Origin of the sequence: Rhodococcus sp. 27YEA15, assembly GCF_049739425.1 — a bacterium.
In the GTDB taxonomy this organism is placed as follows: Bacteria; Actinomycetota; Actinomycetes; order Mycobacteriales; family Mycobacteriaceae; genus Rhodococcus_F.
Genome location: NZ_JBMHHW010000001.1, coordinates 2527358 through 2540471 on the forward strand (window position 1 = coordinate 2527358; position 13114 = coordinate 2540471).

The window sequence follows — 13114 nt, forward strand, 5'->3', positions numbered from 1 at the left end:
TCTACCTAAGCCGACACAGCGGCGAGCGCTTCGGGAAGCGTGAATCGACCGGCATAGAGGGCCTTCCCGACGATAGCGCCCTCGACACCCTGATCGACGAGACTCGAGATCGCCAACAGATCGTCGATGGTGGACACCCCGCCGGAGGCCACGACGTGGGCGTCGGTGACCGCACAGACCTGGCTGAGCAGTTCGAGGTTCGGGCCGGTGAGGGTGCCGTCCTTGGAGACGTCGGTGACCACGTACCGGGTGCAGCCGTCACGATCGAGACGAGCCAAGGTCTCCCAGAGGTCGCCACCGTCGGTGACCCAGCCGCGCCCGCGCGTGCGGTACTGCCCGTCGACAAGTCGAACGTCGAGTCCGACGGCGATCTTGTCCCCGTGTCTGGCGAGGGCGCGGGCGCACCAGTCGGGATCTTCGATGGCTGCGGTTCCCAGATTGACGCGGGCACAACCGGTGGCGAGTGCCGCGTCGAGCGAAGCGTCGTCACGGATTCCGCCGGACAGCTCTACCTTGACGGTCAGGTCGCCGATGACACCGGCAAGAAGTTCACTGTTTGATCCGCGTCCGAATGCGGCGTCGAGATCGACCAGATGCACCCACTCGGCACCGTCGTTCTGCCACGCCAGGGCGGCGTCGCGGGGCGACCCGTAACCGGTCTCACTTCCCGCCTCTCCTTGCACGAGGCGAACAGCTTCACCGTTGACGACATCCACAGCAGGTAAAAGGACCAGGCTCACGTGCGACAACCCTAGTCGCTCAGGTGCCGGAACTCTGGGGCGGGTCGGTGTGGTCGGTACCGAACGCTTGTCGGGTCATCCGTTTCGACACCGCCCCCATCGCCGCGATCGCCACGACGATACCCAGCAGACCTATAGTCAGGGCTACCGTCGGGCCCGGCTTCGCGAGCACGATGACCACCGTCGTGACGGCCAGAACCGCCACCGCCGCCCCCAGCGAGAACAGCGCCAGCTTGGCCAACGAGAAGCTGTCCCCGCGTTGGTCGCTCACAAACCTTTCACCCAGTTCTCTAGTAACTCGGCACCGGCGTCACCGGACTTCTCCGGGTGGAACTGAGTAGCGGACAGAGCACCGTTCTCCACCGCTGCCAGAAACTCTCCACCGTGTTCCGCCCACGTCAGCGCGGGCGGCGCGATGTGTTCGGACGGGGCCAGTTCCCAGTTCTGCACGCCGTAGGAGTGCACGAAGTAGAAACGGGTATCGGCGTCGATACCGTCGAACAGCGTGCTCGACTCGGGTGCGGAGACGGTGTTCCATCCCATGTGCGGGAGCACATCGGCTTGCAGGCGTTCGACGGTTCCCGGCCATTCGCCACAACCCTGTGCCTCGACACCGAACTCGACGCCACGCTCGAACAGGATCTGCATGCCGACACAGATACCGAGAACGGGGCGACCGCCGGCGAGGCGGCGACCGATGATGCGTTCACCCTGAACCGCGAGCAGACCTTCCATGCAGGCGGCAAAGGCACCGACGCCGGGGACCACCAGGCCGTCCGCTGCCAACGCGACCTTCATGTCGCTGGTGACCTCGACCTGCGCGCCGGTACGAGCCAATGCGCGAGTGGCCGAGTGCAGGTTGCCGGAGCCGTAGTCGAGTACGGCAATTGTGGAAGCGCTCATGGGTGCAACTCTATCGGCCGACTCGCGCGCCCATCACCTTGCCGCCCGCAGCGAGCGCCGGAATCAATGCAACCGCCAGCGCCGACACGGCGAATACCCAGGGGTACCCGGCTGCCGCCGCCACGAACCCCAGTGCCAACGCGCCGATACCGGTGCCCGCGTCGAACGAGATGTTCCAGACCGCGCTCGCAGAACCGAGCCGACTCGGGCCGGCCGCACGAAATGCCATCACCAACGACTCGTTCTGAACGGCTCCGAAGCCCAATCCGAAAAGCACTGCTGCACAGAGCAGAACGACGGTGGCACCGTCGTCGACGGCCAGAGTGAACAACACCGAGCCGGCAGCGGCGGAGACCAACGCAGGCACCAGCATCCGGCCCGCACCGAACCGGTCTGCGATCAGACCGGCCCCGAACCTGCCCACCAGAATCGACACACTCGCCACCGCGAGCACCACACCTGCCACGGCAGCCCGGTCCGCGATCGCAATCGGCAACAGTGACGTCAGACCACCGAACACGGCAGCCACACACGCCAACGCGACCACTGGGACGAGTACCACGACCACACTCAACCGCACGGACGTGCCCGTCGGCCGCGCGAACAGCCGAGGCAGCCTGGCGATCGCCACCACCGCCAGAGCCGGGACCAGAGCGCCGAGGACGAACACCGGGGCCGTAGACCAGCGCTCCGCGATCGCCAGCCCCAGCGGAAGACCTGCCATCTGAGACGACGCGATGGCAATGCCCTGCGCACCGGTCGCCCTGCCCAGTACCTGCGCCGGCGCCAACTCGGCGACCAGCGCGCTCCCGGCCACCGTCAACATCCCGAACCCGACCCCGCGCACCGCCGACACCGCCAGAACCGCAACGGCGTCGGCGGAAAGCAACAGCACCAGCGACGGCGGCCCGAGCAACAGACACCCCGCCACGAGCACCGCGCGGTACCCGTAGGTACGCAACAGTCGAGGGACGAGAAGCTGAGTCAGCACCGTTGCGGCCATGAACACCGCTGTGACCGAACCGGCCAGCGCATCGGACCCACCTGATCGCGCTAACTGCAACGGCACTACCGGAAGCAGTAGCGACCAACCACCGAATGCGGCGGCAGCCATGATCAGCACACCGACCATTCCAGGAATCCGAAGCACACCCCGTGGCGCGTCGGTGTGTCCGGTCAAAGGCGCAGGATGCCCGCGACTGCCGCGAGAATCGCCAGCGCCAGCAAGATACCCGACGCCAACTTGTTGGTCTTGAACATCGAGTACGCACCGCCCACGGCGATACCCGCACCGATGAACAGCAGATACGTGAAGACTACGTCCATCGGTGCACTCCGCAGGCTCCGCGCACACTCACCCGGTGCACTCCGCAGGCTCCGCGCACACTCACCCGGTGCACTCCGCAGGCTCCGCGCACACTCACCCGGTGCACTCCGCAGGCTCCGCGCACGGCACTCACAGGCTGCCCTTCGTCGACGGCACACCACTGACCCGAGGATCCGGTTCCACGGCCTCACGCAGAGCTCGTGCAACTGCCTTGAACTCGGCCTCGGTGATGTGGTGCTGATCGCGCCCGTACAGAACCCGGACATGAAGTGCGATACGCGCATTGAGTGCAATGGACTCGAAGACGTGGCGGTTGATCACCGCGTGATACGGCACGCCGGGATAGCCGCCGATGACCGAGTTCACCATGTAGTCCGGCTCACCGGTGTGGACGCAGTACGGGCGGCCCGACACGTCGACGGACGCGTGCGCGAGAGTTTCGTCCATCGGAATGAAGGCGTCACCGAAACGGCGAATACCCTTCTTGTCGCCCAACGCCTGACCGAGCGCCTGACCGATGACGATCGCGGTGTCCTCGACGGTGTGGTGGGCATCGATCTCCACGTCACCCTTCGCCTTCACGTCGAGGTCGAAGCTGCCGTGGGTGCCCAGCGCCGTGAGCATGTGGTCGAAGAACGGAACGCCGGTGGAGACGTCGACGATGCCGGTCCCGTCCAGGTTCAACTCCACGGTGATGCTCGACTCGCGGGTGGTCCGTTCGATGCGCGCAATGCGATCGGTCATGCCGTCTCTCCTGTGGTGCCGTCGGTGACTACAAGGTCGGTTGCCGCGATCTCGTCACTGGCCGTGACGAAGGCGTCGTTCTCTGCTTCGAGACCGATTGTCGCCCTGAGGAATCCGGGGATTCCGACGTCCCGAATCAGCACACCGCGATCGAGATACGCTTGCCAGGCCCGAGCGCTGTCGGTGAAGCGACCGAAGAGGATGAAGTTGGCGTCACTGGGAACCACCTGGAAACCGGTATCCGCCAATGCCTTCGACACCCGGTCTCGCTCGGCTGAGAGGGCGTGCACACTGGCGAGCGTCTCGTGAGCGTGACGCAACGCAGCACGCGCCGCCGCCTGGGTGACCACCGAGAGGTGATACGGCAAACGCACCAACAGTAACGCCTCCACAAAGGCCGGCGCGGCAGCAAGATAGCCGAGGCGACCACCGGCAAACGCGAACGCCTTGCTCATGGTGCGAGAGACCACGAGTTTGGCCGGATACTCCTCGATGAGCGTCAACGCGCTCGGTGCTGCCGAGAACTCGGCGTACGCCTCGTCCACCACGACGATTCCCGGTGCCACGTCGAGGATGCGGCGTAATTCCGCAAGTCCCACACTGTGACCGGTGGGATTGTTGGGGCTGGTCACGAACACGACGTCCGGGCGACGCTCGGCGATCACAGCAGTAGCCGCGTCCACGTCGAGCGCGAAGTCGTCGCGTCGGAACACCGGCACCCACTCGGTGTCGGTGCCGCCGGCGATGATCGGGTGCATCGAATAGGACGGGACGAAACCCATGGCGCTGCGCCCGGGGCCGGCGAATGCCTGTAGCAATTGCTGCAGGATTTCGTTGGACCCGTTGGCCGCCCACACGTTGTCGACGGTTACCGCCACGCCGGTCTGCGTGCTCAGGTACGCAGCCAACTCGGTGCGCAACGCAACCGCATCACGATCCGGGTAACGGTGCAGTTCCCTGGCCGCTACTCGCACGGACTCGGCGACGTCGTCGACGAGGGCCTGTGTGGGCGGGTGCGGGTTCTCATTGGTGTTGAGCTGCACGGGCACGCTCAACTGCGGGGCGCCGTATGCCGACTTGCCACGTAAATTCTCCCGGATCGGGAGTGCGTCGATCGAGAGACCGTAGCCCGGAGCCGCGCTCATCGCAGCGCCTCGAACCGCAGACGCACTGCCTCACCGTGTGCGGGCAGATCCTCAGCGTTGGCCAGCGTGATGACATGTCCGGCAACATCTTTCAGTGCCGACTCAGAGTAGTCGATGACATGGATACCGCGCAGGAAAGTCTGCACACTCAGCCCCGACGAGTGCCGCGCACATCCGGCTGTGGGCAGAACGTGGTTGGAGCCGGCGCAGTAGTCGCCGAGGCTGACGGGCGCCCACGGGCCGACGAACACGGCGCCCGCACTGGTGACCCGGGCGGCGACGGCGGTCGCGTCCTCGGTCTGGATCTCGAGGTGCTCGGCAGCGTAGGCGTTGACCACGCGCAGGCCGGCCGAAACATCGGAGACCAGGACGGTTCCGGACTGACTGCCGGTCAGAGCGGTGCGTACGCGCTCACGGTGCTTGGTGATCTCGAGTTGCGCCGTCAGCGCCTCGTCCACGGCAGCTGCCAATTCCACACTGGTGGTGACCAGCACGCTCGCTGCCATGACGTCGTGTTCGGCCTGGGAGATCAGGTCGGCCGCCACGTGCACCGGGTCGGCGGTGTGATCGGCGAGGATCGCGATCTCGGTGGGTCCGGCTTCGGCATCGATTCCGACCAGACCGCGGCACAGACGCTTGGCGGCCGTGACGTAGATGTTGCCGGGTCCGGTGATGAGATCCACCGGAACGAGCTCGGTTCCGTCGGTATCGGTTCCACCGTAGGTCAGCAGGGCGACGCCCTGGCCGCCACCGACTGCCCAGACCTCGTCCACCCCGAGGATGGCGGCAGCGGCGAGAATGGTCGGGTGGGGCAGTCCGCCGAAGTCGGCTTGCGGCGGCGAGGCCACGACGAGCGAACCGACACCGGCTGTCTGCGCCGGTACGACGTTCATCACCACACTCGACGGGTAGACCGCGTTACCGCCCGGAACGTAGAGGCCGACACGCTCCACCGGAACCCACCGTTCGGTGACGGTGCCACCGGGGACCACCTCGGTGGTGGTGTCCTTGCGTCGCTGATCGGCATGCACCTTGCGGGTCCGCTCGATGGCCACCTCGAGTGCCTCCCGTACCGCCGGGTCGAGCTCGCGCAGCGCGCGCTCCAATTCGGCGGCCGGGACACGGACGGATGCGGGGCGAACACCGTCGAACTTCTCGCCGAACTCGAGCGCCGCTTCCGCGCCGCGCTCTCGGACGGCGTCGACCATGGGGCGAACCTGATGCAAGACCGCGTCCACATCCACTCCACCTCGGGGAAGCGCGGCGCGAAGTTCGGCCGTGGATGGGGTACGACCACGCAGGTCGGTGCGGGCAAGCATGAGAGGTCCTCTCGTACGCGAACGGGGCGTGTGCAACCGGTACCGAGAACGCGGTGGTACCGAGAACACGGTGGTGCCGAAAACACAGAACTACTGACAATTATCCAGGATAGGTGGACCGGATTTCGCACCGGTCCGCCCGCGCGCGAATCGGGGTGTCTCGACCGGTCGCGGACGCGGACACGCCAGGGCGGTGACGACAGGGTTTATAACAACCACGTCACGGACGGCTAGTGTCCATTGACGTGACAGACAGTGCCGTGACCACCGCTCCCGCATCCGATGCCCCGCCACCCGGGCGAAGTCCACACCCGCGAGCGCGGATCGTGGCGATAGTAGCGTCCATCCTCGGAATCGTTCTGTGCGCCTCCGTTCCGATCCTGCCCGTCGTGCAGGACACCGCGACGATCGCATGGCCTCGGAACGGCGACACGACCAGCGTCACGGCACCGCTCGTCTCGTACACACCGCTCCGGTTCGAGGCCGCCCTTCCGTGCGCCTCGATCGACGCGCTCGCCGATACCGGCGGCACCGTCGCCTCGACCGCACCCACCGGCGCCGGCGATGCGCGCCGCTACGGTTTCGTGGCATCTGTCAGTGCCGCCACCACCGATCAACCCGCCAGGCTCGACGTCGTCCTGCGCGACACCCTGCTGCTCTCGACCCCGGTGAACGAATTGTCCCCGGGATGCTCGGTGGACATCGTCGCCGAACCGACCGTCACGACGTTCACGGTCAGCGGTGCCGAACCGCGAGTCCTCGACGGAGACTTCCGACCACAGGTGGTGGGCGTGTTCAGTGACGCCGCCTTCGCCGCCCCCGGCCTCGACGTCACGATCGAACCGGACTCTCGATTCACCTCCAGCCCGTCGGCCCTCAAACTTCTCGTGATGGTCGTCGGCGTACTGACCACGATCGTCTCGCTGATCGCCCTGCACCGCCTCGACTCCCTCGACGGCCGACGTACCCGCAAGTTCCTGCCCGCACGGTGGTGGAAGTTCTCGGTAGTCGATTCGGTCGTGATCGGCACGTTGGTGCTGTGGCACTTCATCGGCGCCACCACCACCGACGACGGCTACCAGTTCACGATGGCCCGAGCCTCCGAGCACTCCGGGTACATGGCGAACTACTTCCGCTGGTTCGGGGTGCCCGAAACTCCGTTCGGCACGCCCTACTACGACATTCTCGGACTACTCGCTCACGTCACCACCGCGAGCCCCTGGGTACGACTGCCCGCGCTCCTCGCCGGGATCCTCGCCTGGATGGTGATCAGCCGTGAGGTGGCTCCGCGACTGGGAGCCGCGATGCGTGGGAACCGGCTGGCGCTGTGGACCGGTGCGCTCGTGTTCCTCGCATTCTGGCTGCCGTACAACAACGGATTGCGTCCGGAGCCGATCGTGGCCCTCGGTGTGCTTCTGACCTGGTGCTCGGTGGAACGCGCCATCGCGACGCGACGCCTGCTTCCGGTTGCGGTCGCCATCTTGATCGCCGGCTTCACGTTGACAGCAGGGCCGTCCGGGCTCATCTGCTTCGCCGCCTTGATCGCCGGGATCAGGCCGATCATCGGCATCGTCGTCGAACGAGCCCGGTCTGTCGGTTTCATCGCGTCGGTGGGGCCGTTGATCGCCGCAGGGCTGTCCATCCTCATTCCGGTGTTCGCCGATCAGCCGTTGGCAACCGTGTTCGAGATGCAGCGTGTGCACTCGTTGCCGCCCAACCAACCCTGGTTCGACGAGTATCTGCGCTACCAATATCTCCTCAACGATTCCGTCGACGGCTCGGTGACCCGCCGATTCGGTGTGTTCGTGTTGGTTCTGTGCCTCGCCGTCTGCATCACCGTCATGTTGCGCAAGTCCGGCCGTATTCCGGGCGTCCCGGCCGGCCCGCCCCGGCGCATCATCGGCGCCGTCATCGGCGGTGCCGCGCTACTGATGTTCAGTCCCACCAAGTGGACTCACCACTTCGGAATCTTCGCCGGACTCGCGTCGGTGGTTGCCATGATGGCGGCGGTGGCGGTCGGGGCGACGCTTTTGCGCTCCGCGCGGAACCGCGCCCTGTTCGCCGCGGCAATTCTGTTCCTGCTGGCGCTCGCGTTCACCGGCCGGAACGGGTACTACTACGTCTCGAGCTACAGCGTCCCCTGGTGGGACAAGCCGGTCTCGATCAGTGGACTCGGCGCCAGCACGGTCCTACTGGGTTCCAGCGTCCTGATGCTCGGACTGGCAGCCTGGTTCTTCTTCCGTGAGCCCTACGCCGGTGGCAAGAGGACGGTAGGGGCGCGACGCGCCCGCATTCTCGCTGTCACACCGCTGACGGTCGCGGCAGCGGCGATGGTCCTCTTCGAAGTCATGTCGATGGCGAAGGGCACGATCACGCAATACCCGGCATTCTCGGTGGGCAGAGCCAATGTCGACGCCGTGCTCGGCGAGCCGTGCGGACTAGCGAACGACGTCCTGGTGGAACCAGATCCGAACGCGTCCATGCTGACCCCACTCTCCGGAGACCGGGCGAGCGCTCTCGCTGCCGGAGGCAGCACGGGATTCGATCCGAACGGTGTCGCCGGTGACCTGCGGGCCGACAAGGAAACCGTGGCCACGGGTGGCGCGAACACCGTCGACACCGATCAGGACACGGCCGGCAATTCCGCCGGGACAGGCGGTGGTGCGGGCCAGACCGGCGTCAACGGCAGCTCGGTTGCGCTCCCCTTCGGGCTGAATCCGGCAACCACGCCGGTGATGGGCAGCTACCGACAGCCGGTTCCCGGTTCGTTGACGAGCGGGTGGTATCAACTTCCCGACGTCGGTGCGAATGCGACCCGCGGCGACATCGTCTCGATCGCGGCGGCGGGCCGAATCCGCTCCGTCGACAAGGACGGGATTGTCACCTACGGACAGAACGTCGAGGTCGAGTACGGCACTGCCCGCGGTTCCGAGCCGGTGGAAGTCCTCGGTCGTCTCACTCCGATCGACATCGGACCGACACCGTCGTGGCGCAATCTGCGTGTTCCTCTTTCCGATATACCCGTCGAGGCCAACAGCATTCGGATCGTCGTGGCAACTCACGACAACAACCCCGATCAGTGGGTAGCCGTCACACCACCACGCGTGCCCAAGACCGAGAAGCTGCAGGACGTGGTGGGTTCGCAGACGCCCGTCATGCTCGACTGGGCGGTGGGTCTGCAATTTCCGTGTCAGCGGCCGTTCGACCATCGCGTCGGAATCGCAGAGATTCCCGAGTACCGCATCCTCCCCGATCATTCGGGCGCACTGGTCACCAGTGCGTGGCAGGACCACTTCGGTGGCGGGCCGCTGGGTTGGATCGACTTGTTACTCGACGCCCGGACACTTCCGTCGTACCTGGACAACGACTGGGCACGGGACTGGGGCTCGATCGAGAAGTACTCACCCCGAGATCCGGCAGCCGTACCCGCTCAACTCGACGAAGCGCAGGTCAGACGGTCGGGTACATGGAACCCGGGCCCGATGACCATGTCGTTCCCCTGACCGGACCAAGTAGGGGCAGGTCGGTCGGGGCTTGATCATCCCCGACCCGCATGACCGTGGGGACCCGGCACGGTGTCGGGCCGGGTCCCCCGTCGGGGCTGATCGGTCACCAGCCGTCCACGTGGATCACATCGGCCAGCGGCTGCCGAGGGGCACGCGAGAAGGTGTCGCCGGTGTAGTAGGCGGTGGGAAGAAGCGCCCCCTGATGAACACCGACGGGAATTCCCAGGATTTCGGCGACTTCTGCCTCACGCTGTAGGTGCAACGTCGTCCAGGCGGTGCCGAGACCGCGGGCGCGGGCAGCCAACGCATAGTTCCATGCCGCAGGCAGCAACGAGCCCCACAGCCCGGCCTGGTTTCCGGCAGGCAATACCGCGTCGTCGGTGGCGATGCACGGAATGACCAACACCGGAACCTGCCCCATGTGTCGGGCGAGGTGTGCCGAACTCGACGACACCCGCTGCTGCACGTGAGCCCGCTGCGGGTCGTCGGCGAACAATGCACCCGCCGACGCCTTCGAGGTGAGGTACCGCTCGGTCACGTCTCGATAGATGTCGCCGATCTGGGCGCGGAGTGCGGGATCGGTCACCACCATCCACTGCCAGCCCTGCCGATTGGAACCGGACGGAGCCTGCAAGGCAATGTCGATGCACTCCCGGACGAGGTCCAACGGGACCGGCCGCTCGAGGTCGAGGCGTTTACGCACCGTTCGTGTGGTGGTGAGCAACTGGTCGGGAGACAGGTCCAGAATCGGGTGCGGCGTCATCGGTCGATCATCGCATCGTGGACCCCAGGCCCGCTCACCACGCAAGTACGCGCAGCTCAGTTCTCGTCGCCTTCGACCGCAACCTGGTTTCGACCGTTGGTCTTGGCACGATACATCGCGCGGTCGGCGCGATCCACGGCGTCGACGATGTCGAAGTGGGTCGACGGATCCTCCGCCCGCCTGCCGGTGCTCGTCGCAACACCGATGCTCACCGTGATCGGACATTCGTCCGTACTCACGTGGGCCTTGCGCAGAACCGTCTCCGCCAGAACCCGGAGGTCCGATGCAGACCCGGCACACGCGACAGCAAACTCGTCGCCACCGGTTCGGGCCACCGCCACCGACGGACCGGCCAGCGCGTCGAGTCGACCCGCGAGGATCTCGAGCACTCGGTCACCGCAGTCGTGCCCGTATCCGTCGTTGATCGACTTGAAGTTGTCCACATCGATCAAGATCGCCCCGGTGCAGGCACGACCTCGTTCAGCCGCGATGGACACCCACAGTTCGAAACCGCGACGATTGAACAGCCCTGTCAGTGGATCCCGGTTCGCATCCGCGAACTGCGCTCGATACGACTTCCGCATTCCGGTCGAGAAAGCGTTGAGCAGAAGTACCGTCCCGTTGACGGCCAGAAGTGACGTCGCTGCACGCGCGACCACGCTCGCACCGTCGTGCTCGCCCTGCCGCCAGGTCAGCAGGCCCAGCCCCACGATCACCCACACTCGTGAACCCGACGTGCGCCAGATTTGCTCCGCGCCCGGCGAAGTGGGCGACGTACGCGCTGATCACGGCGAACAGCGCGGTCCCGTACATCGCGAACTCCCGATCGGTGAAGGTGAAGAGCACCACCGCAACACCGAGATCCGCGTAGAGGGCGAACAACACTCCGGCCACCAACGCCGACCGCCGAGCTGCCCGCCGGTCCCACCACACCTCGCCCAGCCGGAACCGGCTCGCCGCAAAACACATCGGCAACGTCGTCATCATCACCGCTGCCGCGACGATCAGGTCAGCCGGCCGCACCGGGCCTTCGTCGGACAAGGCGGCGAACATACCGATCAGGGCAAAAGTGGGGACGAGTCCCGCAATCGCGAAACGCATCCGTCGCTCGGGCACGTCGATGTGCGTCCGGACCACCCCGTGGTGAACCCGGCCTGCGTCAAATGTCACTACTCTCCCCGGATCAGCAACCAGCCGGACAAACCAGAACGAATCTACTGGAGCGGACACACCACGCAACCCCGGACCGTTCTCGCACCCACACCTGCACCGACGATCACGACGAATCACACACGTGCAGCGGCAGCCGAATATCGAACCGGGCGCCTCGGTACGGCGACTCCGTCACGACGATGGCTCCGCCGTGCGCTGCGACGATGCCCGCGACTATCGCCAGTCCGAGTCCCGCTCCCCCCTCGTCACGAGTACGCGAGTGATCCAAACGAACGAAACGGTCGAACACGTTGACTCGCTGTGCTTCGGGAATCCCCGGACCGTCGTCGTCGACGATGATCGTCGCGAACCCGTTCTCCTCGAAACAGGACAGATCGATTCGGCCTCTCGCATGTCGTACCGAGTTGTCGACCACGTTTCGCACCATTCGCGCCAACGCGTCCGGGTCTCCCGCCATTCGGACCGGAACCAATGCAGACCCGACCTCGAGATCGGTCATCCCCGCCACTCGTTTGCATTCCTCGTACAGAAGATCGTCGAGGTCGACGTCGACGCTCGACCGACTCCTCGCTGTCTCGTCCGAGCGGGCGAGTAGGAGAAGATCATCGATGAGCTGGCGCATCCGGTGCGCTTCCGGCAGCAGGGACTCGCCGATCAGGGCGTCGTCCAGGAGGTCCGGTCTGGACGCGGCCAATTCGAGGGCTGCGGTGATGGTGGACAGTGGACTTCGCAGCTCGTGCGAGGCGTCGCTGACGAATCGTTGTTGAGCACGCTGGCCGGCCTGTAACCGCTCGAGCATCTCGTTCAACGTGATCGCGAGGCGGGCCACCTCGTCACGCGCATCGGGAACCGGGATTCGCTCGTCGAGGTCTCGACTGGAGATGGACGCCACCCGAAGGCGCATCCGCTCGACCGGACTCAACGCAGCTCCCACCAAGCGGTACGTGGCGAACGCGACCAAGGCGATCACTACCGGACCAACTGCCACGAGCAGGATCGCCACCGTCGTGACCACCTCTTCGACCGGTTCACGATCTGCTCCGACCAATACCGAGAACGATCCGAACGGCGACGTCACACCGCGTCCGGACACCCAGTAGTCGCCACGCGCCCCCATGTCCACCCGCCCCAGCTCCCGCGTCGTGGCGGGCTCGAGAGCCGCGGTCGAGAGCGGCCCGCCTACGTCACCCTGCGAACGGGCGACCACCACCGCGGACGAGTCGACGATCTGGACGATTCCGATCTGCCCGTCCGTTGCCAGCAGGGAATCGTCGACGTCCGACGCCGCCTGGGTATCGAGTCGTTCGGCAATTTGTTCGGCTCGCGCGTCGGCCGCGGCGCGGGCCGAACTTTCCAGCGAGGTGAACAGCACCGCCGAGAGCGCACCACCGGCGAGAATCAGACAGACAGCGACGACCATCGTCGATGCCACCGCAGAGCGCACTCGAACGGTCCACGATCGAGGTCGTACCAGATCGAGACGGGTTCGCATTC

General features: G+C 65.9%; 13 protein-coding genes. 1 reads left to right on the forward strand and 12 read right to left on the reverse strand.

The features are described 5' to 3' along the window. Window positions 1–5: 5 nt before the first annotated feature. The 8 genes from priA to hisD form a co-directional block, all read right to left on the reverse strand. Window positions 6–740, reverse strand: coding sequence for a bifunctional 1-(5-phosphoribosyl)-5-((5-phosphoribosylamino)methylideneamino)imidazole-4-carboxamide isomerase/phosphoribosylanthranilate isomerase PriA (gene priA, locus ABH922_RS11660; protein ID WP_424807071.1), 735 nt, complete (start codon window positions 738–740; stop codon window positions 6–8). A gap of 19 nt (window positions 741–759) precedes the next feature. Next, a complete protein-coding gene (locus tag ABH922_RS11665; protein ID WP_424807072.1) occupies window positions 760–1011 on the reverse strand; it encodes a hypothetical protein in 252 nt (83 codons plus the stop codon). Next, complete coding sequence (hisH, locus tag ABH922_RS11670) at window positions 1008–1643, reverse strand: imidazole glycerol phosphate synthase subunit HisH (RefSeq protein WP_424807073.1); 636 nt, start codon at window positions 1641–1643, stop codon at window positions 1008–1010. The genes ABH922_RS11665 and hisH overlap by 4 nt, the downstream gene beginning before the upstream one ends. A gap of 10 nt (window positions 1644–1653) precedes the next feature. Beyond that, window positions 1654–2775, reverse strand: coding sequence for an MFS transporter (locus tag ABH922_RS11675; protein WP_424809643.1), 1122 nt, complete (start codon window positions 2773–2775; stop codon window positions 1654–1656). Between the two features lie 44 nt (window positions 2776–2819). Beyond that, window positions 2820–2969: a hypothetical protein gene (locus ABH922_RS11680; RefSeq protein WP_424807074.1), complete on the reverse strand. Its 150-nt coding sequence runs from the start codon at window positions 2967–2969 to the stop codon at window positions 2820–2822. A gap of 130 nt (window positions 2970–3099) precedes the next feature. After that, on the reverse strand, window positions 3100–3714 hold the full coding sequence (gene hisB, locus ABH922_RS11685) for an imidazoleglycerol-phosphate dehydratase HisB (protein ID WP_424807075.1): 615 nt from the start codon (window positions 3712–3714) through the stop codon (window positions 3100–3102). After that, window positions 3711–4859: a histidinol-phosphate transaminase gene (locus ABH922_RS11690; protein WP_424807076.1), complete on the reverse strand. Its 1149-nt coding sequence runs from the start codon at window positions 4857–4859 to the stop codon at window positions 3711–3713. Before ABH922_RS11690 ends, hisB begins: the two co-directional genes overlap by 4 nt. Next, a complete protein-coding gene (gene hisD, locus ABH922_RS11695; protein WP_424807077.1) occupies window positions 4856–6178 on the reverse strand; it encodes a histidinol dehydrogenase in 1323 nt (440 codons plus the stop codon). The genes ABH922_RS11690 and hisD overlap by 4 nt, the downstream gene beginning before the upstream one ends. Window positions 6179–6423: 245 nt before the next feature. Here hisD and ABH922_RS11700 point away from each other — a divergent pair, with 245 nt between their 5' ends. Further along, a complete protein-coding gene (locus ABH922_RS11700; RefSeq protein WP_424807078.1) occupies window positions 6424–9681 on the forward strand; it encodes an arabinosyltransferase domain-containing protein in 3258 nt (1085 codons plus the stop codon). A 106-nt stretch (window positions 9682–9787) separates the two neighbouring features. Here the strand turns inward: ABH922_RS11700 and ABH922_RS11705 are convergent, their stop codons facing one another. The 4 genes from ABH922_RS11705 to ABH922_RS11720 form a co-directional block, all read right to left on the reverse strand. Beyond that, on the reverse strand, window positions 9788–10447 hold the full coding sequence (locus tag ABH922_RS11705; RefSeq protein ID WP_424807079.1) for a nitroreductase family protein: 660 nt from the start codon (window positions 10445–10447) through the stop codon (window positions 9788–9790). 56 nt (window positions 10448–10503) lie between these two features. After that, window positions 10504–10944 (reverse strand): GGDEF domain-containing protein, encoded by a 441-nt coding sequence (locus ABH922_RS11710; RefSeq protein WP_424807080.1) that lies wholly within the window; start codon window positions 10942–10944, stop codon window positions 10504–10506. Continuing rightward, on the reverse strand, window positions 10928–11617 hold the full coding sequence (locus ABH922_RS11715; protein ID WP_424807081.1) for a hypothetical protein: 690 nt from the start codon (window positions 11615–11617) through the stop codon (window positions 10928–10930). The genes ABH922_RS11710 and ABH922_RS11715 overlap by 17 nt, the downstream gene beginning before the upstream one ends. A gap of 106 nt (window positions 11618–11723) precedes the next feature. Continuing rightward, window positions 11724–13112: an ATP-binding protein gene (locus tag ABH922_RS11720; protein WP_424807082.1), complete on the reverse strand. Its 1389-nt coding sequence runs from the start codon at window positions 13110–13112 to the stop codon at window positions 11724–11726. Window positions 13113–13114 lie beyond the last annotated feature (2 nt).